22 protein-coding genes and 1 other RNA gene are annotated in these 22,541 nt (G+C 37.5%); 7 read left to right on the top strand and 16 right to left on the bottom strand.

Annotated elements, in window-relative coordinates; translation table 11 throughout:
- Positions 1 to 13: 13 nt before the first annotated feature.
- The 3 genes from AC2G3J_RS08580 to AC2G3J_RS08570 all read right to left on the bottom strand — a co-directional run bounded on the left by AC2G3J_RS08580 (position 14) and on the right by AC2G3J_RS08570 (position 2,173).
- Entirely contained in the window at positions 14 to 742 is a 729-nt protein-coding gene (locus AC2G3J_RS08580) for a histidine phosphatase family protein (RefSeq protein ID WP_336950884.1), read from the bottom strand.
- Between the two features lie 108 nt (positions 743 to 850).
- Entirely contained in the window at positions 851 to 1,702 is an 852-nt protein-coding gene (locus tag AC2G3J_RS08575; protein ID WP_336950883.1) for a 3'(2'),5'-bisphosphate nucleotidase CysQ family protein, read from the bottom strand.
- A 288-nt stretch (positions 1,703 to 1,990) separates the two neighbouring features.
- Complete coding sequence (locus AC2G3J_RS08570; protein WP_483770952.1) at positions 1,991 to 2,173, bottom strand: hypothetical protein; 183 nt, start codon at positions 2,171 to 2,173, stop codon at positions 1,991 to 1,993.
- A 277-nt stretch (positions 2,174 to 2,450) separates the two neighbouring features.
- Between AC2G3J_RS08570 and AC2G3J_RS08565 the strand changes: the two genes are divergently transcribed.
- The 6 genes from AC2G3J_RS08565 (at position 2,451) to AC2G3J_RS08540 (ending at position 8,057) form a co-directional block, all read left to right on the top strand.
- The gene (locus tag AC2G3J_RS08565; protein ID WP_483770951.1) at positions 2,451 to 3,170 is read left to right on the top strand and encodes an HAD-IA family hydrolase; all 720 of its coding nucleotides are present in this window, start codon (positions 2,451 to 2,453) and stop codon (positions 3,168 to 3,170) included.
- On the top strand, positions 3,154 to 3,594 hold the full coding sequence (locus AC2G3J_RS08560) for an Hsp15 family ribosome-associated heat shock protein (RefSeq protein ID WP_336950812.1): 441 nt from the start codon (positions 3,154 to 3,156) through the stop codon (positions 3,592 to 3,594). Before AC2G3J_RS08565 ends, AC2G3J_RS08560 begins: the two co-directional genes overlap by 17 nt.
- Positions 3,595 to 3,753: 159 nt before the next feature.
- Complete coding sequence (gene recA, locus AC2G3J_RS08555; protein ID WP_336950811.1) at positions 3,754 to 4,797, top strand: recombinase RecA; 1,044 nt, start codon at positions 3,754 to 3,756, stop codon at positions 4,795 to 4,797.
- A 145-nt stretch (positions 4,798 to 4,942) separates the two neighbouring features.
- Entirely contained in the window at positions 4,943 to 5,791 is an 849-nt protein-coding gene (locus AC2G3J_RS08550; protein WP_419327324.1) for an SDR family NAD(P)-dependent oxidoreductase, read from the top strand.
- A gap of 1 nt (position 5,792) precedes the next feature.
- Positions 5,793 to 7,223, top strand: a complete 1,431-nt coding sequence (locus AC2G3J_RS08545; RefSeq protein ID WP_483770950.1) for a class I adenylate-forming enzyme family protein — start codon at positions 5,793 to 5,795, stop codon at positions 7,221 to 7,223.
- 207 nt (positions 7,224 to 7,430) lie between these two features.
- Entirely contained in the window at positions 7,431 to 8,057 is a 627-nt protein-coding gene (locus AC2G3J_RS08540; RefSeq protein ID WP_336950808.1) for a regulatory protein RecX, read from the top strand.
- A gap of 383 nt (positions 8,058 to 8,440) precedes the next feature.
- Here the strand turns inward: AC2G3J_RS08540 and ffs are convergent.
- Positions 8,441 to 8,537: signal recognition particle sRNA small type (ffs, locus tag AC2G3J_RS08535), an RNA gene on the bottom strand.
- 382 nt (positions 8,538 to 8,919) lie between these two features.
- Between ffs and AC2G3J_RS08530 the strand changes: the two genes are divergently transcribed.
- Positions 8,920 to 9,777: a YbgF trimerization domain-containing protein gene (locus AC2G3J_RS08530; RefSeq protein WP_419327326.1), complete on the top strand. Its 858-nt coding sequence runs from the start codon at positions 8,920 to 8,922 to the stop codon at positions 9,775 to 9,777.
- Positions 9,778 to 9,845: 68 nt separating this feature from the next.
- Here AC2G3J_RS08530 and lpxA read toward each other — a convergent pair whose 3' ends face one another.
- The 12 genes from lpxA to rimO form a co-directional block, all read right to left on the bottom strand.
- Positions 9,846 to 10,634, bottom strand: coding sequence for an acyl-ACP--UDP-N-acetylglucosamine O-acyltransferase (lpxA, locus tag AC2G3J_RS08525; RefSeq protein WP_336950806.1), 789 nt, complete (start codon positions 10,632 to 10,634; stop codon positions 9,846 to 9,848).
- The gene (fabZ, locus tag AC2G3J_RS08520; RefSeq protein WP_004719745.1) at positions 10,631 to 11,116 is read right to left on the bottom strand and encodes a 3-hydroxyacyl-ACP dehydratase FabZ; all 486 of its coding nucleotides are present in this window, start codon (positions 11,114 to 11,116) and stop codon (positions 10,631 to 10,633) included. The genes lpxA and fabZ overlap by 4 nt, the downstream gene beginning before the upstream one ends.
- A gap of 2 nt (positions 11,117 to 11,118) precedes the next feature.
- Positions 11,119 to 12,189, bottom strand: coding sequence for a UDP-3-O-(3-hydroxymyristoyl)glucosamine N-acyltransferase (gene lpxD / locus AC2G3J_RS08515; RefSeq protein WP_419327327.1), 1,071 nt, complete (start codon positions 12,187 to 12,189; stop codon positions 11,119 to 11,121).
- Positions 12,190 to 12,192: 3 nt separating this feature from the next.
- Positions 12,193 to 12,678, bottom strand: a complete 486-nt coding sequence (locus AC2G3J_RS08510) for an OmpH/Skp family outer membrane protein (protein WP_336950804.1) — start codon at positions 12,676 to 12,678, stop codon at positions 12,193 to 12,195.
- A gap of 43 nt (positions 12,679 to 12,721) precedes the next feature.
- Positions 12,722 to 15,259 (bottom strand): outer membrane protein assembly factor BamA, encoded by a 2,538-nt coding sequence (gene bamA, locus AC2G3J_RS08505; protein WP_336950803.1) that lies wholly within the window; start codon positions 15,257 to 15,259, stop codon positions 12,722 to 12,724.
- A 36-nt stretch (positions 15,260 to 15,295) separates the two neighbouring features.
- Complete coding sequence (rseP, locus tag AC2G3J_RS08500) at positions 15,296 to 16,651, bottom strand: RIP metalloprotease RseP (RefSeq protein WP_336950802.1); 1,356 nt, start codon at positions 16,649 to 16,651, stop codon at positions 15,296 to 15,298.
- A 2-nt stretch (positions 16,652 to 16,653) separates the two neighbouring features.
- Entirely contained in the window at positions 16,654 to 17,850 is a 1,197-nt protein-coding gene (ispC, locus tag AC2G3J_RS08495) for a 1-deoxy-D-xylulose-5-phosphate reductoisomerase (protein ID WP_483770949.1), read from the bottom strand.
- Positions 17,851 to 18,675, bottom strand: a complete 825-nt coding sequence (locus tag AC2G3J_RS08490; protein WP_419327330.1) for a phosphatidate cytidylyltransferase — start codon at positions 18,673 to 18,675, stop codon at positions 17,851 to 17,853.
- Positions 18,675 to 19,427, bottom strand: coding sequence for a polyprenyl diphosphate synthase (uppS, locus tag AC2G3J_RS08485; protein ID WP_336950799.1), 753 nt, complete (start codon positions 19,425 to 19,427; stop codon positions 18,675 to 18,677). Before uppS ends, AC2G3J_RS08490 begins: the two co-directional genes overlap by 1 nt.
- A 6-nt stretch (positions 19,428 to 19,433) precedes the next feature.
- Positions 19,434 to 19,988 (bottom strand): ribosome recycling factor, encoded by a 555-nt coding sequence (frr, locus tag AC2G3J_RS08480; protein ID WP_004719727.1) that lies wholly within the window; start codon positions 19,986 to 19,988, stop codon positions 19,434 to 19,436.
- A 125-nt stretch (positions 19,989 to 20,113) separates the two neighbouring features.
- On the bottom strand, positions 20,114 to 20,842 hold the full coding sequence (pyrH, locus tag AC2G3J_RS08475; protein WP_004719725.1) for a UMP kinase: 729 nt from the start codon (positions 20,840 to 20,842) through the stop codon (positions 20,114 to 20,116).
- A gap of 65 nt (positions 20,843 to 20,907) precedes the next feature.
- Positions 20,908 to 22,251, bottom strand: a complete 1,344-nt coding sequence (rimO, locus tag AC2G3J_RS08470; protein ID WP_336950798.1) for a 30S ribosomal protein S12 methylthiotransferase RimO — start codon at positions 22,249 to 22,251, stop codon at positions 20,908 to 20,910.
- Positions 22,252 to 22,541: the final 290 nt, after the last annotated feature.

Genomic DNA, 22,541 nt, shown 5'->3' with positions numbered 1-22,541 from the left:
GATTTAAAAACAACTATTGCTGAAAATCTCGTATCGACAATTCACCACGTTCGCCTCGCCAAATCCATTTTAAACGACTATCTGCAAAACGTTCACCTTCAAACCAAACAAATAGCCCTTCCATCATCTCAGGCCAATCACTTTGACTGATATAGGTACGTTTTGAAATCACCGCAATAATCGCAGCAAGAATCGTATCGTGGCTCACAGCCAAACTAATACCGTTGTTTAGCGTAGGATGTGTTTCATAGATTAATTCAAGCACATCCACCACACCCGTAATCGGATGCTTCATACCAGGTAAGGCATTATTGACAAAACTGTTGATAAAACCTAAAGCACCTTGTGCTCTAAAATAGGGAGCAGCCTGTTTAATATCCAGCACAAAGCTTCCCGGCTCAACCAATAAGCCCTTTTCTACAATTTCGATATGATGGGTATTCGGATAAGGAGAAATTCCGTCAGCGCCTTGAATCATCAAAGCCGCGGTATCGACACAACGCTGAATGGGGCTTGAAATACAATGTTGGATCACTCGATCCGTATTTTCAATCAAATAACAGCCCCAAGCTTGGGCTAGATCACGACCTTGGGAAGTTAATTGCAGATCATAACCTGCCAGCCCCTGCCCATTCACAACCTCACGAATTGAATGACGCGTGAATAAGGTTACAGGTGTTTTCGCATCGGGCAATAAATCTATTGCTTTTAGCATACTGTTCGGCAATAAATCTAAGGCCATATCAACTTAAAACTCATTTTTATACAAGCTTACTATAACATATGCAACCAAACGCTCAATCTAATCTCAAAGTGTTAAATTATCTATAAAATGCATATGTATATCAGATTAAAAGCTCACATTGCTTAATGCTTCTAAAGCAATTTCTTTATTTTCGATGTTCCGAAATGCGATAAATCCATCATTTAAAACGGTATCACGTTGATTATAGGTAAATGGTACCGCAGCTAAACTCAGTAATCCGCCACCAATACTTTCCAATAATCCTTGTCCTGCACTGGTATCCCACTCAGAGGTAGGATGGAATCTTGGATAAATATCGATTTCACCTTCAAGCATCATACAAAACTTATAGGCACTGCCAGCCTCGCGTCTAATTACAGGTGACTCTTGCTCAATATAATCAATATATTGCTGATACTTTGGGTTTTTACTGCTATGGCTGAGCCCAATTTGAATTGCATCTTCCTCTACCGCTTTAAATTTGCAATAACGTTCCCAAGTATTATGAATAAAGCAATATTTATAAGGCAATTCTGTTAAATAACCTAAATACATCACTTGTTCAGTAGGTACAGCAATGATTGAGAATATGGTTTGGTGATTGTGAATTAGACTTAAATTAATGGTGAATTCATCACGTTCATGAATAAATTCTTTTGTTCCATCCAAAGGATCCAGCATCCAGCAAATATTCCATGTATGTCGTTGAGAATAATCACTCTCTTCTGATAGGACTGGAATTTCAGGGGTAATTTTAGCTAATTGTTCAATTAAATAGGCATTTACTTTTAAGTCAGCTTGGGTAACTGGTGACTGATCATCCTTTTTATCAATATTAAACGCATTTCCAGCACAATAATTTTGGTATTCCTCGAGCAAGATCTGACTTGCAGATGCCAAAACTGGAACTAATTTTAAAATTTGTTCATCTTGTGGTGCTTGAGTGGTAATAAACATTGATCCGACCTGTAGGATGTCTGATTTTTGTCCACAAGCCTACCATTTTTTTATGTTGAGTGCATGAAAACAATAACTTTTAAGTAATAAATATCTTGAGCTTAGATGTGCTTTTCGAACACTATATAGACTTCTAAATTTTCATTTGATTTAGATTACTCCAAGTCTATTCAATCTATTTAAAATTTTATCCAATGAAATCCATTTTAATATGGATAAATTAACCAATAACATATTGTTTTTATTAATTGTATTTATATAATTCCTCACACCTTTAAAATTCAGGCTTCAGATGTGTTGAATTTTAATCGTTTTTTGTTCATGAATATTTTTTAAATCGGGTCTATGTTCATATATATTTTTTTGCAGTTCAAAAATATGACTGAGCACTTTGCCGATAAGCAAAATATTTTCCCTATTTTCCAATTCTGGTGCTTCTTGGATTTTTCCTGAAATATTATCTAATAGCATCGCTGCTTAATGTAATTCAGAATTTATAATATCTAATATGTTCATTTAATTCTCATTTATATCGTTTGGATCTAAGTGTTATAGCATTTAGATCTAATGCTTTAGATTGTAATATATGTAGTTGGCTCAAATTTTGAAACCATCGCTAGCGATTAGTGACCAATAAAGAAATTCGAAAATAGTAAGCTATCCAGTTCATCATCCCACATTTATTTTATTAAAATTTACACACTCATCATGTCTTTGCTAAACTTTAAAAAACTTAGGAGTTTCTTGAATGCAAAAACCGATCATCTTTTTTGATATGGACGGCACACTCCTTGATTTAGCTTTCGATGATCTGATCTGGAATACCAAACTCCCCGAACGTCATGCAGAAACCCATCAATGTAGTTTAGAGCACAGTCAAAATATTCTAAATGCATTTTATCAACAACATAATCATACCCTCTGCTGGTATTCTTCAAAATATTGGTCTGAAAAAGTTGGGGTTGATGTCCTCCAGTTACAATATGATTTTAAAGATAAAATCACCCCAAGAACGGGCTGTTTTGACTTATTAAAACAATTAAAAATACAAGGTTATCGTTGTTGGTTACTGACCAATGCAGATTGTGCTGGCTTAAAACTTAAACTTGAAAATGTTGATCTCAGCCCTTATTTTGAAGTAATGATCAGTAGTGAAGAAATTGGCTATTCCAAAGAGTTTATTGAGTTTTGGCAAATCCTACAGCAAAAGCATCCATTTGACCCACAAAATGCATGTTTTGTGGATGACACTATCCCAGTATTAAAAGGTGCTGAAAAGTTTGGTATAGCACACTTAATCACGATTACCCAACCTTCCAGTGGTCGTACTGCGCGTCATCAATTAGAATTGGAATATCCTGCAATCAATCATTTAACTGAGCTTTTACCTTTACTGAAAAACGTAGTGTTAGCAAATTTACAGTTAACAGATTTAGAACATAAGGATGTCGATGTCAAAACAGCCTGAGAAACAACAACTTGAAACAATGCGTGTAGACAAATGGCTTTGGGCTGCACGTTTTTTTAAAACACGCTCTATTGCCAAAGATGCAATCGAGGGTGGTAAAGTTCATCATAATAATGAACGTGTTAAAGTCTCAAAAGAGATTCGTGTTGGAATGGAGCTCACCATACAACAAGGTTTTGATCGTAAAACGGTAGTGATTAAAGCACTCTCCTTTGTTCGTGGCGGCGCACCGATCGCCCAACAACTTTATGAAGAAACTGAGGTGAGTGTGGCACGTAGAGAGTTGATTTCATCCCAAAGAAAATTGCATAATCTAGCACGCCCTGATCATCGACCAAGTAAAAAAGATCGACGACAAATTAGCAAATTTAAACAAGAAAATGATCAACAATTTGACCAATCTTGGTCCTATGATGATGACTGAATTCGTTTAGGTTGGGTACGACATCTTATGTCGTACTAATGTTTTTTAATATAGAACCATTTTTTATTTTCTGTCACTATTACTGCCGTGGACGAAAGATCAAATTTAATGACATCCACTTAAGATATTAGTGATATTACATCGTTTGAGGTTTACGAGATGGATGATAACAAAAGCAAGGCACTGAATGCGGCACTGAGCCAAATTGAGAAACAATTTGGTAAAAACACAGTGATGCGCTTAGGTGATAACACTGTTCAAGCGGTTGAAGCAGTTTCTACAGGCTCTTTAACACTTGATATTGCATTGGGTATTGGGGGCTTACCAAAAGGTCGTATCGTTGAAATTTACGGTCCTGAATCTTCTGGTAAAACGACAATGACGCTACAAGCCATTGCGCAATGCCAAAAAGCAGGTGGAACATGTGCCTTTATTGATGCGGAACATGCTTTAGATCCACAATATGCACGTAAACTTGGGGTAGATATAGACAACCTTTTAGTTTCACAACCAGATAATGGTGAACAAGCACTTGAAATCGCAGATATGTTGGTTCGTTCGGGTGCAGTCGATATGATCGTTGTCGATTCTGTAGCAGCGTTAACCCCTAAAGCCGAAATTGAAGGCGAAATGGGTGACTCTCACATGGGTCTACAAGCACGTTTGATGAGCCAAGCTTTACGTAAAATCACAGGTAATGCCAAACGTTCAAACTGTATGGTTATCTTCATTAACCAGATTCGTATGAAAATTGGGGTTATGTTTGGTAGCCCTGAAACCACAACTGGTGGTAACGCATTGAAGTTCTATGCTTCTGTACGTTTAGATATTCGTCGTATTGGACAAGTTAAAGAAGGCGATGAAATTGTAGGTTCTGAAACCAAAGTCAAAGTTGTTAAAAACAAAATGGCGCCTCCTTTCCGTGAAGCACTTTTCCAAATTATGTATGGTAAAGGTGTGAACCATTTAGGTGAATTAGTTGATCTGGCTGTTGCACAAGAACTCGTACAAAAAGCGGGTGCTTGGTATTCATATCAAGGTGACAAAATCGGTCAAGGTAAAAACAATGTCATTCGACATTTAGAGGAAAATCCTCAATTGGCTCAAGATCTTGATCGTATGATTCGTGAAAAACTTTTAACCACAGCCAATGCTGCACCTGCAGAAGATAAAGAAGAAGAACCTGATCTTTTAGATGTTTAAATTAAAACTTTATTTTAAGTTTATCAAGCGCCTTTCGAGGCGCTTTTTTATGCTAAAAACCAAATTAAACAACAGTCATTTTGATTTAAGATAAATTTCAGTTATAACTAAACGAAAGCCCTATAAATCAGACTTAATCATTATCATGTATAAAAAAATCAGAACAATCACTGAATTTTTATTTTTTCGAGCCCCACAAATTCAAGAAAATATACTGGATCAACATTTCTGCAATAAAACGATTTTAATTACAGGTGCAAGTTTTGGGATTGGTGAAGCATGTGCAAGGCTGTTATCCAATACACAATGCACGCTTGTGCTGATTGCACGTAGTACAGATAAGCTTGTACAACTCAAAAGTGAATTAGAATCTAATCAGTGCCATATTGAAATCATCTGTGCAGATTTATATCAATCCGATGCAGCAGAACATATTTTTCAAAGCCTAACAGCGCGCAATATTCAGATTGATGTATTGATCCATAATGCAGGAAAATCAATTCAGCGCTCTATTTGGGATAGCTTAGATCGCCCACAGGATATCGATCGAACCATTGCAATTAATTACATCAACCCTGCCCAACTTACCCGTTTATTGTTAACTGATTTAAAACTCAAGCAAGGGCAAATTATTGTGGTTTCAACCATCAACACCAAACTATTTGCCCCGCCATTTTGGTCAACCTATCAAGCCTCGAAAACAGCAATGCAACAGTGGATTCTTGCCATTCAACCAGAATTGGCGGTTTATGAAGTACACGCAGGCTTAGTCTACTTACCCTTAGTCCGTACACGAATGATTTTACCCACTAAACAATATCAGCAAATGCCAGCGATGCAAGCAAAAGACGCCGCTCAAGCAATTCTTGCGTGCCTAATTTATCGTAAACGACAATGGCAACCATGGTGGCTAGGAGTTGCACAGATTGCTTCAATATTGTTGATCACACCGATTTATTATTTCTATAAAAATTTACTCAAGCGAAAGTTATAAGATGAAATGGTTCTTTTGGTTAAGATGGTGCATAAGTTTATGCTATAGCACTATTCAACATGGTATTCATTTATATAGTATTTTAGATTCACAGACACGTATTCAAAAAGATAAAACAGCATTTATTATTGATGATCGTCAAATTAGCTTTTTAGAATTAAAATGTAGAACTGACCAACTTATTTGTGAATGGCAAAAAACACATAAGCAAAAGCAACTTCCGCAACAGATTGGTTTAATGATGCAACAAGACCTAGATAGCTTGGCGGCCTTGTTTGCACTGAGCCGTTTAGGTAAAGATATCATTATCGTTAACCCCAGCCTCGTACAGCATAAACTTCAAGCTTTAAATGACCAGAAACAACTGCATCTTATTGGCGGTTTAGATACATTCACTCAACTCAATATCCAAAATTTTACGCTTATTCCTCCACCAAGTACTCAGCAGAAATTTCGTATAAAACCGACTTATTTTAATAAAATAAGTGTCTGTTCTTCTGGTTCAACAGGAATTCCTAAAGTTGCGACAAGGCAATCTAAACCACTACAAAGTTTACCTTTGTTAGACCTCATGCTCAGGAAACTAAAATTTTTTAAAATTAAGCAAATTTTTGTGATGACACCGCTCTGCCATGCGGCAGGTTTAACTGCCAGTTTGATGGCACTGAGCTTTCATAAAACTGTGATTTTGCAAAAACGTTTTGATCCACAATCTGCCAAGCAACTGATTAAACACCATCAAATTGATTGTTTAAACTTAGTGCCCACTATTTTATACCGTTTAATTGAACTGAATGCTCCTCTGTGCTCAGTACAATACATCATTACAGGTAGCGCGCCTTTAAGCGCGAAATTGGTCAAACACGCGCTACTACACTATCCTCAGCTACAACTGTTCAATCTCTATGGCAGCTCTGAAAGTGGTATTAACCTCTTGGCAACAACAACTGATTTAAAACGAAATCCAGAAAGTATAGGAAAAGCTATTCAAGGTGTACAAATTAAAATTGCCGACTCTACGGGTCAGCCTTTAGAAAATGGCAATATCGGTATCTTATGGAGCAAATGTGCTTGGTCAATTACACCGAATCAATGGCTACAGTGCGGTGATTTAGCCGTACAAGATGCTGAAGGTTATTATTATTTAAAAGGTCGCTCTGATGATATGTTAATTTGCGGTGGAGTCAATGTTTACCCGATTGACTTGGAAAATATTTTATATACCCATAGCGCAATTAGCTATGCACGCGCTTATGCTATAGATGATACTGATCTTGGACAATGCTTGGCAGTAGACATTATTCTCTATCAGGTACTGAATATTGAAGAATTACAATTATGGATTAGCGGCCAAACGCCTCGCTACCTTCGCCCTAAATCAATTCGAATCATTGACCGAATAGAAACGGATAGTATCGGTAAGCCAGTTTAGGCGTTATTAAGCTTCGACATGAAGCGTTTTAAATAAAAATTTAAATCCTCATATCTGTTTATTTATCTTCCCCCTCTAATACTTGCTTAGACTCTTTGATATTTAGGAGGAGTAAAATTCATCTGTATAGCATTTGCACTGTTAAAAAAATGAATTAAAGCTAAACTAGCATTTATCTCTGAAATAAATAGATTGTTATCAATAGCTATGAGCCGAGCAAAATTTCCCAAATTGTTAGATTACCAAAAACTCAAACAGCAATTTGGTGAACAGGAAGCAACAGAGTATCAGCATTCTACATCTCGACCTGCAGAACCTGAATCTAATATTGCAAATGATGAACACGCTTTTAATGCAGCACAGGATCTTGCACCCAAACCACAGGGCTTGACCGGTACTCGTTTGCGTTCTTATGCTTTTGCTGTGTTGACTCGAAAAGAATATTCCAAAGCTGATCTGATTGAAAAGCTGATGACCTATGCACAAAGCCGTGAAGAGGTTTTAACTTTGGTTGATGAGTTGTCAGCAAATAACTACCAAAGTGACCAACGCGTAGCGGAAATGACTGTACGTAGCCAAGTCCGTAGAGGTAAAGGCCCGAATCGAATCAAACTGGCTTTACGTGCCAAACAACTGGATAAAGCCTTGGTACAAGAGGATATTGCAGAAATTGATTGGTATGAACAAGCCTATCAATTGAAAGTTAAGAAATATGGTACGGAGGTCAGCAAGGATCCAAAAATTAAAGCCAAACAAATTCGCTTTTTACAATATCGTGGGTTTGAAATGGATGCGATTATGAAAGCAATTTCAAAAAAACCAAGTGATGATTGATGATGGTCAGTCGATACAATTCCAAATAAACTTTTCATTTAAAGGTAGGTTGAAAATCTTAGGCTGAAAATCTATTGATAGAATTCCCTTCTCACTTTTGTTTTCTTATAAATTCTAAGCAGATGCAATATCTTTTAACCCTGCACAAGCTAGCATTTCATTCATCCATAAAACTATATGCGTATTTTCAATACAAGCTCAATAAGGATGATAGATCTTTAATCACGACTAAAAAATGATGGTTGAATTAAATAAGAGGGTCTAAAGATTGAGAATATAAATTTTCAGGGATTAAATAACAGAGATGATTTTAAAATGTAGCATATAAATTGAATGGATATATTGAGTTATTATTATTGGTAAATTTAGAAATCTGGTGGCAGCCCTACTAGCAAAATCTCGGCACATCGTATTTCTGATACCGTTGCTACCTTCCGGTCCTGGCGGGGTTTTCAGAGTACAATTGCGAAACCACCAGCAGGGCTACCATTGCAAGAACAGAGTATAGAGATTTTTAATTTTCTTTCAAGCCTAACATTGTGATTTTCTCAAGTTATTCATTCGTTTGCTTATTTCATCATCAATATGGTTAATTTTTAACAGTAATTCTAACTTTCTTTTCAATAGCCCATTAAACTTATCAAGCATCCGTCAATATTTTACTGATTTTTTTCTCAGCACTACTTCATAAATTACAAGCGTTAAAATACAAAAAAGCTTCATATTGCATTAGAATTAGCTGAAGATTGTAAAAGCATCTTGCAATTCCGCCCCTAGCCGTTTTTAATGATAACAATTATTGATTTTCAAATAGCCCATATCAACCTATTTGAAAAATTTTGACTTTGATGGATTTTAAATTATGCTAAAAAAGCATGCTCTGTTTTCTATTGCTTTACTCAGTTCAGCATCTTTATATGCAATTCCTATAGAATCTCGTGGATTAAGTGATACTGCATCATCGCGAAATGATGTAGCAAATTCACCAGCACCCATTGCTGGAAATATGAATTGGGATTTAATACAAAAGAATCAACAATTAGAAAATCAAATTCGTGAATTACGTGGCAAGATTGAAGAACAAGATCATGCCATCGATCAATTAAACAAAGAACTCACCAACCGCTATACCGATTTAGACCAGCGTCTTGAACTTCTCAATCAAAAGCTTGAACCTGAGAGCAATCAACCAGAACAAGCCCCCGCTGAAAATGCGCCTGTCGATAGTTCAAACACAACTGATCAAACAACTTCGACAAACAAAGCTACGATAAATAGCCCAGTACCGACAACGGCACAAAATTCAGCAACACCAACCACCGATAGTGGCAATAATACCAGCGATCCTGTTGCACTCGAAAAAGCTGCCTATACTATCGCTTTAGATGCGTATAAAAAAGGCGGTGCAAAACAAGCCATTGCTCCTATGCAAAACTTTATTAAAAACTATCCAAACAGTATTTATACTGGAAATGCTTATTTCTGGTTAGCTGAGTTTCAATTGGCAATCGATCCGCCAAACTATAATGACGCCAAGAAAAACTATGAAATTGTGGCAGCTAAATTTCCAAACTCATCTAAAGCACCACGTGCCTTATACCAACTTTATAGTATTGCCAAAGATGTCAACAAGAATACCCAAACTGCGAATGTCTATAAAAATAAACTGTTAAGCACTTACCCTAAATCAGAAGAAGCTGGTTTTTTCAAAAAAGGCTAACAATCTTATTTATAGCTTAAACAAAAAAAATGCCTCAACTATGAGGCATTTTTTGGAATCATTAACAATTAACGCACGATACCGCGCTTAGATTCTAATACTGAATCAATCAATAACTGGACTTCTTCAACTTCTGGAAGGATCTCTTGACGAATTTTTTCAATGGCTTGCTCAGTGGTTAAACTCTCTTTATAGATCAATTTAAACGACTCTCTTAAGCCTTGAATCACATTCTTAGACCAGCCTTTACGGCGCATCCCTTCTACGTTCATACCATAGGCATGCGCAGGATTGCCTGAAACCATGACATAAGCGGGAACATCTTTAAGAATCAATGATGCGCCACCAATCATACTATAAGAATCAATCTTACAGAATTGATGGATACCTGAGTTCCCGCCCACAATGACGAAATCGCCAATGTGCACATGACCAGCGATGCCTACATTATTTGCAAAAATATTGTTATTTCCAATCAAACAATCATGTGCAATGTGTGTATTCACCATCAATAGGTTATTGTTCCCTATTTTGGTTAGACCTCGATCTTGAACAGTGCCACGATGTAAGCTGCAATGTTCACGGATTTTGTTATTGTCGCCAATTTCTAACCAAGTTTCTTCACCCTGGTATTTTAAATCTTGACAAATTTCACCTACACTTGCGAATTGGAAAATATCGTTATTTTCACCAATACGTGTATAACCTCCAATCACAACATGTGAGTGAAGTTTGGTACCAGCACCAATCGTCACTTGCGGACCAATAATACAATATGGTCCAATTTGGACATCTGGTGCTATCACTGCAGAAGAGTCAATAATAGCGGTTGGGTGGATTAAGTCGTTACTGCTCATGCCTGCTCTAATTTCTGATGAGAAATGATAATTTCAGCTGTTGCTGCTACCACGCCGTCAACACTGGCAGTACATAAATACTTGTAAATGCCACGTTTTTGCATGAGTAATTCAGATTTTAGCACGAGTTGGTCACCTGGTACGACTTGTTTTTTAAATCGTATTTTTTCAGCACCAGCGAATAAGAACAAAGAACCTGGTCTTGGCTTTTCATTATTCATGATAAAACCGAGCACACCAGAAACTTGTGCCATCGCCTCAACGATCAAAACACCCGGCATAATTGGATAGCCTGGGAAATGACCCTGCATAAATTCTTCATTAATTGAAACGTTTTTGTATCCTACAATCCCATTCTCTGTAACTTCAGTTACACGATCGACAAGCAAAAATGGATAACGATGTGGCAAATATTCGCGAATCGTTTGGGTTTGCATTGGTAATTCAGGAACCGTAAAAGGTAGAGATTTAGACTCAGTCATAATTATTTACGCGACTTTAAAGTTGATTCAATGGACTCAATTTGAGCCTGCATATGATCTATTTGTTTCACCAGTTTGGTCAATGGCACATCTGCTAATTGTCTTAAGCGAACAACCGTTCTTTTCCAATGATTTGTTTCAAACTGTCCAGTACCTGAAGAATAAGAACCCGCTTCAGAAATACTTTTTGTGACTATTGACATTCCAGTAATCGTAACATTATCCGTGATTTTTATATGCCCTACGATACCAACAGCACCCGCAAGAACACAGTTTTTGCCAATAATGGTACTTCCCGCAATACCACACTTAGCTGCGATGGCAGTATTCTCGCCAATCTGCACGTTATGGGCGATTTGCACAAGGTTATCAATAATGACACCATCATGAATGATTGTATCGTCCAAAGCACCACGATCAATACTACAATTTGAACCTATACGGACATCATTTCCAATACGTACAGAACCCAATTGAGCAATACGATTCCACTTTCCTTGATAGGGAGCAAAACCGAAGCCCTCTCCACCAATAGCGGTATTAGAATGAATTCGAACACGATCTGCGATTTTTGTTTGACCTGTGATCAGCACATGAGAGTCAATGAAACTGTCTTTGCCAATTTCAACACCATCGTCAATTTTGCTTTGCGATTGGATAATTGTATTTGCACCCACCACACAATCATTACCAATCACAACATAATGACCAATATACGCATCATCTGCAATAATTGCTGAAGGAGAGATTTGTGCAGTACTTTCGATCCCCCGTTTACTTATTTTAACTTCAAATTGATGGGTTAAAATTGCAAAAGCGAGATAGGGATTGGCAACAACAATAAAATTCTGGCAATTTGTAAGCTGTTCTTTTAACTCGGCCGTGACAATCAAAGCACCGGCTTTAGAGTTTTGAGCTTCATTCAAATATTTGTCGTTATTTACAAAAGAAATATGATTGGATTGCGCATGTTCTAAACTTGCAAGCCCATCTAAAACAAAATTGGCTTGACCAATTAGCTCACCTTGTACAAGCTGAGCTAATTCATCGAGATGAAAACGATTTGATTTCATTGATTATTTAATTGCATTAACCTTTTGGATCATTTTAGCAGTTAAATCACTCTTTGCGTCATAAGCTAGTGCTGAATTTTTATTCAAAACAAAGTCTAATCCACCTTCTTGGCGCAATTGTTCAGCAACTTGCTTTACACGAGCCTCAAAAGTCGCATTAGTATTTTGAATTGTACTTTGTACTTTAGCCTGAACACCTTGCTGAATCGTTTGGAATTCATTCACTTTTGCTTGATACTGCGCATTAATTTGCTGAACATTTGCACCTTGAGCCTGTGCTTTTTGTTTCAATGCTTCAATATCTTTGGTGATTTGTTCAAGCTTCGTGGTTTGCGGTTTAACCGATTGTTCTAAACTTGCATTCTGTTGCTTTAAGTAGCTGCTACTTTCTACAACTTTTTCTAGATCAACTACACCAAAACCAGCTGCTTGAACCAATCCAGCAAAACCTAAACCCAAGCCCATAATGGCCATTTTCATTGTTTTCATCATTGTTCCTTATATTAAGTTAAATCTCGTAAAAAGATCACACTTAGAAAGTACGACCAATCTCGAATTGAATATTTTTAGTTTCATCGCCCGGTTTGTCATTCAGTGGGAATGCATAACTCAACGAAAGCGGGCCAATCATGGTAATCCAAGTAAAGCCTACACCCACGCTATAACGCATGTTACCAAAGTCAAAATCATAGTTATCTTTACAGTACTTTTTAGCATCAACACCTTGATCAGTGTCACCACCTTGCCAATATAATTTACCTGTAGCAGTACTACAATTTGTATCAAAAACTTGCGCACCTTCAGCAAAAATCACAGGGCGAATCTGACGTGCCCAATCACCTTTAAATGGCACTGGTAAAGCCAACTCTGTACCAAATTGTACTAAAGCATTACCACCGACTTCTTCAGGATCGTAATCTTTGGTTTTTCTTTCATTATACGTTACACCAGGATATTTGGGTCCCAATGTACTATTGTCATAACCACGAACCGAGCCAAAACCACCTGCATAGAAGTTTTTATAGAAGGGTAAATCATTACCATAACCTAACTTACCATAGCCACGTAATACAAAATCACGACCTAATGGGAAATAAGTTTGCGCATCATATGTGACTTTTTGATATTCAACATCACTACCTGGTAATGCAATTTCAGCATTGATACGATGTGCTGTACCATTGGTAGGGAAAATTGGACGATTCAATGTATTATATGACCAACCTAAATTTAAATTATAAGTTAGATATTTACCTTCAAATGCATCACCATATGGAGATAACTTATCAGCAGGACAGTCTTTATAACCCGTTATTTTACTAGGATCTTTTGGATCCTCATAAAGTGGTTCTAAATCAACTGTACAATATGTTGAAGTATGCGTTTGCTTGCCACCATTTGCTAGCAAATAATCACGCACATAAGTTGAAACATAAGCACCGGTAGTTACTTTAGTTTGGTCAATGTTTAGACCCGCACTAATATTTTGGTTCTCGTCAATTGGATAACCAAAAGTAATACCACCACCAATACTATCCGTCACATAGTTGTTAACGTTATAGTCATCATTTAACTTGGTTTTACGATAGTACATATTATAACCACGACTAACACCATCTATGGTAAAGTATGGATCTGTCACACTTAAGTTATAATAATCTTGAGTTTCTGAACGAGATAAATCGATAGCAACACGATTACCTGTTCCCATAAAGTTAGTTTGGCTTAAACCTGCTTGGAATGTGATACCACCATTCTGAGAGTAACCCACTGCCAATGTACTGGTACCAGAATGCTGTTCTTCAACATCAATATTCAAGTCCATTTGATCTGGCAAGTTCGGTACGCGAACAGGCTTAACATCAACTTTACTAAAGAAACCAGTACGTTCTAAACGAACTTTAGACAAGTCAATTTTTTCATTACTCGCTAAAGCACCTTCCATTTGACGCATTTCACGACGTAATACTTCATCCGCAGTTTTGGTATTACCAGTAAAGTTAATACGACGTACAGTTACTTGTTGACCAGGATTAATATAATAATTTAAATCAACTACATGCGTTTCATTATTAATTTCAGGAACTACATTTACTTCTGCATAATAGTAACCTGCATTACCATATTTACGTAAAAGTAACTGTTTTACAGCATTCACTTTTTCTTGAGAATAAGTTGTCCCATCTTTATAGATTTGCAACGCTTTCAAATCTTCAGTTTTATAAAGTGCATCACCTAAAAATTTAGATTCACCAAATTTAAACTGCTCGCCTTCATTCACTGAAACTTCAATAAAGATATGTTTTTTATCTTCACTAAGATTCAAATTTGAACTGTTAATATCAAAATTGATATAACCTTTATTGAGATATAACGCACGCAATGACTCTAGACTTGCTGACATTTTTTCGCGTGCATAACGGTCATTTCGAGAAATTACCGATAACCAGCCACTTTCTTTTACCGCAAACGCTTGTTTAATTTCGTCTTCTTTAAATACGGTATTACCAATAATATTGATATCAAAAACTTTTGCAGGTTTCCCTTCATTAAAATTAATATTCAATTCGACGCGGTTATTTGGCTGAGCAACTTGTTCAACTTTAATATCTGCATCATAACGACCTTGTTGAGCATATTGTTGCTCTAACTCAGTTTCTAAGGTTTGTAATGCAGACTTTTTAAGCACTTCGCCTTCAGCCAAGCCCATCTTCTTTAAACCATCCGCCAAGGCTTCTTTGGGAATCAGTTTATTTCCTTTAAAATTAATTTTTGAAATTACTGGACGTTCAATCACTTTAAACACCAAGATACCGTCTTGGTTAGATGCTTGTATATCATCAAAAAGATTTGAAGCATACAAAGCACGAATTGAATCCGCAATTGCAGGATCATTGACACGGTCACCACTATTTATTGGTAAAAGTGCAAGAACATTTTGTTGCGTTAAACGAACCAAGCCATCCACACGGATATCACGTGCAATGAACTCATCTGCCGCTTGTACTTGCTGTACAGCTGCCATCGCACTAACGAGCGCTAATGGCATAAATAAATGTGAGTGCTGCATGCCTATTATTTTCCAGTAAGTTAATCCACAATTGCGTTATAAACGCATAAAATCATTAAATATTGCTAGAAGCATCATGCTACCTAGCAGTACCATACCAATTTTTAACCCAACCAATTGTATTTGTTCAGAAACAGGCTTACCACGAATTAATTCAATAATGTAATAAACCAAATGACCACCATCTAGCATTGGAATAGGTAGTAAATTCAAGATCCCCAAACTCACACTCATCAAAGCCATAAACGAAATAAATGTCTGCCATCCCATTTCAGCGCTTTGACCGGCGACTTTGGCAATTGTAATTGGACCTGATAAATTATCTAAGCCAATTAAACCACGAACCATCTTCACCATAGAATTCAAAATCATTGCAGAAAGTTGCCCGGTCTTTTCAACAGCAACAACAAATGCTTCAGCAGGATTATATTGAATTGTTTGTTTATATTCAGTAGGAATTGTCAGTTTATCAGTCTGCGCTTGTACACCCAACATACCTGTTACATTTCCCATATTGTCACGTTTACCTTGTGGCATTACTTGTAAATGTACAATCTGTCCTTGGCGCAACACATCAACTTTAAGTAACTTTTCAGGTGATTTTTGTACCACATCTACCACATCAAACCAATCTTTCATTTTCACTTGATTGATTGAAATGATTTGATCACCCTCTTTCATTCCTTGACGAAACGCAGCGCCATCGCTACTTAACTTATAAACAGTTGCAGGGATTTGCGGACGATATGGGGTAAAACCCAGTACGTCAAAAGGTGACTGACTTTGATCTTTTAAGAAATTTTTGATGGGTAGAGCAAAACTTTGAGGCTGACCATTACGCTCAACTTGAACATCGATATGACCGGTTTCACCAACACGATCAACGATTGCATAATTAAGTTTTTCCCAAGTCGTGGTATCTGTTCCATCTACAGCAACAATTTTATCACCAATCTGCATTTGAGCTGTTGCAGCAGGCGTATTGGGCAAAATAGCACCAACACGAGTATTTAATTGCTCTTGCGCAGGAAGAAATAAAATCCAAAACAAGAAAATTGCAAAAATTAAATTGATCAATGGTCCTGCAGCAACAATCGCTATACGTTTCCATGGTGCTTGACGGTTAAATGCTAACGGTAAATCTTCCGCACTAACATTACCCTCACGCTCATCTAACATTTTGACATAGCCACCCAGTGGTAATGCCGAAAGTTGATATTGGATACCTGATTTTTTCGATGTCCATTTCAACAAAGTTGGACCAAAACCAATAGAATAGACCAGTACTTTTACACCAAGCTTACGCGCAACCCAATAATGCCCAAACTCATGAATCGCAATCAGTGGACCAAGTAAAAATATGGCAGCAACAATGATAAATAAAACATTCATGATCAGCTTCCCAATTGTGTAATGCGTTGTGAAGCAACTTGGCGTGCAAGTTGATCTGTCTGCAAAATCGTCTCAATCGAATCTGCTAAACCATTTTGAACTTGATTTAATGTATGTTCAACCACTTGTGAAATTTCTAAGAATGCAATTTTTTGCCGTAAAAAAGCACTAACAGCAATTTCATTTGCAGCATTGAGAATAGAGGGTGCTAATCCGCCCGCCTGCATCGCATGTCGAGCCAGCTTAAGCGATGGAAAACGAATAATATCTGGCGCTTGAAAGTCGAGTTGTGAATGGACGAATAAATCCAGAGGCGGGACATGAGTTTGAATCCGCTCAGGCCATGCAAGTGCATGCGCAATCGGCGTACACATATCAGGATTACCCATTTGTGCCAAAGTTGAACCATCCACATATTGAACCATTGAATGAATAATACTTTGTGGATGAACAACAACTGTAACAAATTGTTCTTTAATTGAAAATAAATGACATGCTTCGATCAATTCTAAACCTTTATTCATCAGGGTTGCAGAATCTACCGAAATTTTTTGACCCATAGACCAATTTGGATGCTTACAGGCTTGTGCAGGTGTTACAGTTTTTAATTGTTCTAAACTAAAATTTAAAAATGGACCGCCTGAAGCAGTCAACAATACTTGCTTCACCCCTAATTGAGGCTCACCATTGGGTTGAATCTGTAAATAGTTTTGAGGAAGGCATTGAAAAATAGCATTATGTTCAGAGTCCACTGGTAGCAATAAAGCATGATGCTCTTTAGCCGCTTGAAGCATGATGTCACCAGACATCACCAAAGCCTCTTTGTTTGCAAGTAAAACGCGCTTACCTGCTTTCACTGCGGCTAAAGTAGGCAATAAACCTGCTGCACCAACAATTGCAGCCATCACTACATCCACATCAGGATGTTCCGATACGGTGATAAGCCCTGCCTCGTCTGTCAGTATTTCGATATCAAAAATATTATGTGTATTTAGTAGTTGTTGTAACTCATCTACTTTATCTGATGGTACAACAACACATTTCGGTCGATACTGTTTGCATATTTCACTAAGTTCTTTTATTCGACTAAATCCAGTTACCGCAAAAACAGAATACTGGTCCGAATGCTGTTGTAAAATTTTTAAAGTACTGCGCCCAATAGAACCTGTAACACCTAAAATACAAACAGATTGTGACATCTATAAATCTACACCAATAAGTTTTAAAACATACATACCAGCTGCAAAGAACGGAGCCGCAGCAAGCAATGAATCGATACGATCAAGCACCCCACCATGCCCTGGAAGGATACGGCCTGAGTCTTTAATTCCTGCACGACGTTTGATCATAGATTCAAACAAGTCACCTAACACAGAACTAAACACAGTCACAATAGACAAAACCAGGAAAAGAATATGTTGTGGAAGCGTTAAATGTAGGTAAATTGATTGAACAACAATGATCACAATCGCAACAGTGAGAATCCCACCAAACAAGCCTTCAATTGATTTGTTTGGACTCACATCGGGTGCAAGTTTACGTTTACCAAATTTTCGCCCAACAAAATATGCACCACTATCTGCGCCCCAAACCAACAAGAACAGATACATTAACCACCAAGGCGAGCTTTTCCAAACTTCAAAAATAGCAGTAACTGCTGCGCTGATTAAAACCAAGCCAACAATATTTAAAGTAATATTATACCAGCCATCGTATTCAGGATAATGTTTAACCCAATACAGACTACACAACCAAGTGAGAATAGAGGCACTCCAAAGAATAAGCGCCAAATCATTAAAATATAATGCTAACCCCGAAAAAAAAGCGGTCAATAAACCAAATCCGGCAGCTTTAATTTTCTTCACATGGTCAGACTCATGTGGCATGAGTTTAAACCACTCATAACCTGCTGCCCCAGCTGCGATAATCATTAACACTAACATTGGATATTGAGATTTAGTTGCAAACATACAACTCAGCACAACGGCAACCAAGACCAATGCGGTTATAATCCGCTCTAACATTATAAATTCTCTATATGTTCTTGTTGAATTTGTTCAGAGGTTTTTCCGAAACGTCTTTCACGCCCTGAAAAAATATTGAACGCATGATCCAACTCTTGTACTGTAAATTCTGGCCATAATGTCTCAGTAAAGTATAACTCAGCATATGCAGCCTGCCACAGCAAGAAATTAGACAATCGGTAATCACCGCCTGTACGAATCAATAAATCCACGGGTGGCAAATCCCCCAAACTTATTTGTTGTGCAAATAACTCAGTATTGATTTGATTCACATCAATTTGTTGATCTTTAACCTGTTGTGCAAGTTGTCGAGCAGTATCTGCGATATCCCACATACCACCATAACTAATTGCAATCGTTAAAGTCATGTTACTGAACTTAGCAGTCCTTTGTTCAGCATGCAACATTAATTCACGTAGCTGTGGAGAAAGTCGACTACGATCACCAATAAATCTCAACGAAATTTCAAATTTTTCCATTCGTGGAATTTGTTCATTAATTGTGTCTTCCAACAACTTCATCAACAAATCAACTTCATACTGTGGTCGATTCCAGTTTTCACTTGAAAAAGCAAATACAGTAAGCGCCTGAACACCCACTTTACGGCAATGCTCTACAATCGGATCAAGGACATTTTTACCTTCACGATGTCCGTCACCTTTTTGCAGTTGTTTCTTTTTTGCAAAACGATTGTTGCCATCCATGATGATGGCAACATGTTTTGGAAGATGATTGTCTTCAGATGTGGTCATTAAATCTTAGACCTTCATCAATTCAGCTTCTTTCGCAGCAAGACGTTTGTCTACTTCAGCAACAAATTTATCCGTAATTTTTTGAATATCATCACCTGCACGACGCTCATCATCTTCAGAAATTTCTTTATCTTTTAACAATGATTTGATATCGCCTAAAACATCACGACGAATATTACGAATCGCAACTTTGGCATTTTCTGCTTCATTACGCGCAACTTTCTGCATATCTTTACGTGTTTCTTCTGTTAAAGCCGCCATTGGCACGCGAATCGCGTCAGCCGTTACTGGATTTAAACCCAAATCCGATTCACGGATAGCTTTATCAATTGCAGAAACCATTGAACGTTCAAATGGTTGTACCAATAAGGTACGCGAATCTTCAACACCCACGTTAGCTACTTGATTTAACGGCACGTCAGACCCATAGTAAGGAACCATAACCCCATTCAAAATAGATGGATGCGCACGACCTGTACGAACCTTTGCAAAACCATGTTCCAAAGACTCCAATGACTTGTTCATACGGTCTTCTGCGTCTTTTTTAAGATCGTTAATCATATGATCTTCCTTACTTATTTATCTAAATGTGTATGAGGTCTAGTGACATTTCATAAACAGACGAAGTGTCAATACACCCTAATCTAAAATTGCAGTAGTATAAAGAGCTTTACTACTCACGTACATTAGTTTGTAACGTGAGTGCCCTCTTTTTCGCCCATTACTACAGAAAGCAAAGCACCAGACTTGTTCATATCAAATACTTGAAGTGGCACATTGTGATCACGGCATAAGCAAATTGCAGTTAAATCCATTACACCAAGTTTCTCATCTAAAACTTCATCGAAACTTAAATGATCATATTTAACAGCGTCATCATATTTACTTGGGTCTTTATTATAGACACCATCAACTTTAGTGGCTTTTAAAATAAGGTTTGCTTCAATTTCAATGCCACGTAAACAAGCCGCTGTATCCGTTGTAAAGAATGGATTTCCTGTTCCAGCAACAAATACGCACACCTCACCTTGGGTTAAATGACGAATTGCATCACGACTTGAATATGCTTCAACTACTGCACCAATTGGAAGTGCTGACATTAAACGGGTTTTAATGTTACGGCGAACTAAAGCATCACGTAATGCCAAACCATTCATTACTGTAGCAAGCATACCCATTTGATCACCCGTTACACGGCCAACCAAACCATCTTTTTGTAATTGACTACCACGGTATAAGTTACCACCACCCACCACGATACCCACTTGCACACCCAAACCAACCAAGTGAGCAATAGATAAAGACATCTGATCTAAGACTTGAGCATCAATCCCCATGTCTTTATTACCCGCAAGCGCTTCACCCGAAAGTTTCAGCAAAATTCGCTCATAGCGTGGCTTTTTAGAATCTAACATCACGAAACTCCAATACTTATATCTACAATTTTATTCGTATTTAATCAAATCGAAATCGGCAACTTTTAAGCTGATTTAACGCTAATCAACTTGGCAAACAAATCGTATTCATCTGCATCTGTAATTTCGACTTCAAGTAAATCACCAGCTTTAATCACTGACTTATCAATATCTTCAACAAAAACATTACCATCAATCTCAGGTGCATCTGCATAAGAGCGTGCAACTGCGACTGGGAATTCTTCTTCAAGATCATCGACTAAAACCGTCATGGTTTGACCAATACGACTTTGCAATTTTTCAGCAGAAATCGCTTGTTGAACTTCCATAAAACGTTCATAGCGTTGTTGCTTAATTTCTTCAGGAACATGATCAGGCAAATCGTTGGCTGTTGCACCTTCTACAGGTGAGTAGGTAAAACAACCCACACGATCAAGTTTTGCCTCTTGCAACCAATCCAATAACATTTGAAAATCTTCTTCAGTTTCACCAGGGAAACCAACGACAAATGTCGAACGAATAACCAATTCAGGACATTTTTCACGCCATAATTTTAGACGTTCCAAGGTATTTTCACTATGAGCTGGTCGCTTCATCAATTTCAAGATGCGCGGACTGGCGTGTTGAAAAGGAATGTCTAAATACGGAAGAATTTTACCTTGTGCCATCAAATCGATAACTGCATCCACATGCGGATAGGGATAAACATAATGTAATCGCACCCAAATTCCTAACTGACCGAGCGCTTCGCACATGTCATAGAATTTGGTTTTAACAGGCTGACCATTCCAAAAATCAAGCTTATATTTGGTATCTACACCATAAGCAGAAGTGTCTTGAGAAATCACCAAGACCTCTTTTACACCCGCTTTCTTTAACGCCTGTGCTTCATTTAATACAGAGCCAACAGGACGTGACACAAGATCACCACGCATGCTTGGAATAATGCAGAATGTGCAACGATGGTTACAGCCTTCTGATATTTTTAAATAAGCATAATGCTTAGGTGTTAAACGAATACCTTGTTCAGGCACAAGATCTACAAAAGGATTGTGTTTAGGTGGTTCTGGAACATATTGATGGACAGCTTCCATCACATCTTGATACGCCGCCGCACCTGTCACTTTTAAGACATTTGGATGCATCTGGCGAATTTTATCTTCATCTTTACCCAAACAGCCTGTGACAATCACACGACCATTGGCGCTCATGGCTTCACCAATTGCGTCTAAAGACTCTTGTACTGCAGATTCAATAAAACCACAGGTGTTCACAACAACTAAATCAGCACCTTCATAATCTGATGCAACATCATAACCTTCAGTCTTTAACTGCGTTAAAATGCGTTCAGAATCTACCAATGCCTTAGGACAACCTAAAGATACAAAACCGACTTTGGGGGACTTCATGAATCTGCGCTCCACTATAATCCGCGTATTGTATGACTTTTCAAGAGATAAAAACAGGTGGAAACTGCACTCTTTGTATAATGCACCAAAATACATCCAATCAAATAATTAAATTACTACAATGCACTATTTTGGAACAATATGATGATAGCGTAATATGAATGCTAGTTTTTACACTTGAATAAAGCGCAGTAAATGCGCAATTTTTATCATTCATGTAAGAAAACTGCGCAACATATAAAAGTTGGCGTACATCTTGCTTTATATCAGCACGATTTATACCGATTCAA

The organism is Acinetobacter legionensis, assembly GCF_057165765.1.
This window is presented reverse-complemented; position numbering and strand designations above follow the sequence as displayed.

Excerpts from the sequence above, each read along its gene's own strand:
- AC2G3J_RS08560 (WP_336950812.1), top strand. The coding sequence starts at position 3,154 with ATGTCAAAACAGCCTGAGAAACAACAACTTGAAACAATGCGTGTAGAC.
- AC2G3J_RS08510 (WP_336950804.1), bottom strand. The coding sequence starts at position 12,678 with ATGAAAACAATGAAAATGGCCATTATGGGCTTGGGTTTAGGTTTTGCT.
- recA (WP_336950811.1), top strand. The coding sequence starts at position 3,754 with ATGGATGATAACAAAAGCAAGGCACTGAATGCGGCACTGAGCCAAATT.
- uppS (WP_336950799.1), bottom strand. The coding sequence starts at position 19,427 with ATGACCACATCTGAAGACAATCATCTTCCAAAACATGTTGCCATCATC.
- frr (WP_004719727.1), bottom strand. The coding sequence starts at position 19,988 with ATGATTAACGATCTTAAAAAAGACGCAGAAGACCGTATGAACAAGTCA.
- AC2G3J_RS08570 (WP_483770952.1), bottom strand. The coding sequence starts at position 2,173 with ATGCTATTAGATAATATTTCAGGAAAAATCCAAGAAGCACCAGAATTG.
- lpxA (WP_336950806.1), bottom strand. The coding sequence starts at position 10,634 with ATGAGCAGTAACGACTTAATCCACCCAACCGCTATTATTGACTCTTCT.
- pyrH (WP_004719725.1), bottom strand. The coding sequence starts at position 20,842 with ATGTTAGATTCTAAAAAGCCACGCTATGAGCGAATTTTGCTGAAACTT.
- bamA (WP_336950803.1), bottom strand. The coding sequence starts at position 15,259 with ATGCAGCACTCACATTTATTTATGCCATTAGCGCTCGTTAGTGCGATG.
- AC2G3J_RS08550 (WP_419327324.1), top strand. The coding sequence starts at position 4,943 with ATGTATAAAAAAATCAGAACAATCACTGAATTTTTATTTTTTCGAGCC.
- rseP (WP_336950802.1), bottom strand. The coding sequence starts at position 16,651 with ATGAATGTTTTATTTATCATTGTTGCTGCCATATTTTTACTTGGTCCA.
- ispC (WP_483770949.1), bottom strand. The coding sequence starts at position 17,850 with ATGTCACAATCTGTTTGTATTTTAGGTGTTACAGGTTCTATTGGGCGC.
- AC2G3J_RS08530 (WP_419327326.1), top strand. The coding sequence starts at position 8,920 with ATGCTAAAAAAGCATGCTCTGTTTTCTATTGCTTTACTCAGTTCAGCA.
- rimO (WP_336950798.1), bottom strand. The coding sequence starts at position 22,251 with ATGAAGTCCCCCAAAGTCGGTTTTGTATCTTTAGGTTGTCCTAAGGCA.
- AC2G3J_RS08545 (WP_483770950.1), top strand. The coding sequence starts at position 5,793 with ATGAAATGGTTCTTTTGGTTAAGATGGTGCATAAGTTTATGCTATAGC.
- AC2G3J_RS08580 (WP_336950884.1), bottom strand. The coding sequence starts at position 742 with ATGGCCTTAGATTTATTGCCGAACAGTATGCTAAAAGCAATAGATTTA.
- AC2G3J_RS08565 (WP_483770951.1), top strand. The coding sequence starts at position 2,451 with ATGCAAAAACCGATCATCTTTTTTGATATGGACGGCACACTCCTTGAT.
- AC2G3J_RS08490 (WP_419327330.1), bottom strand. The coding sequence starts at position 18,675 with ATGTTAGAGCGGATTATAACCGCATTGGTCTTGGTTGCCGTTGTGCTG.
- AC2G3J_RS08540 (WP_336950808.1), top strand. The coding sequence starts at position 7,431 with ATGAGCCGAGCAAAATTTCCCAAATTGTTAGATTACCAAAAACTCAAA.
- lpxD (WP_419327327.1), bottom strand. The coding sequence starts at position 12,189 with ATGAAATCAAATCGTTTTCATCTCGATGAATTAGCTCAGCTTGTACAA.
- fabZ (WP_004719745.1), bottom strand. The coding sequence starts at position 11,116 with ATGACTGAGTCTAAATCTCTACCTTTTACGGTTCCTGAATTACCAATG.
- AC2G3J_RS08575 (WP_336950883.1), bottom strand. The coding sequence starts at position 1,702 with ATGTTTATTACCACTCAAGCACCACAAGATGAACAAATTTTAAAATTA.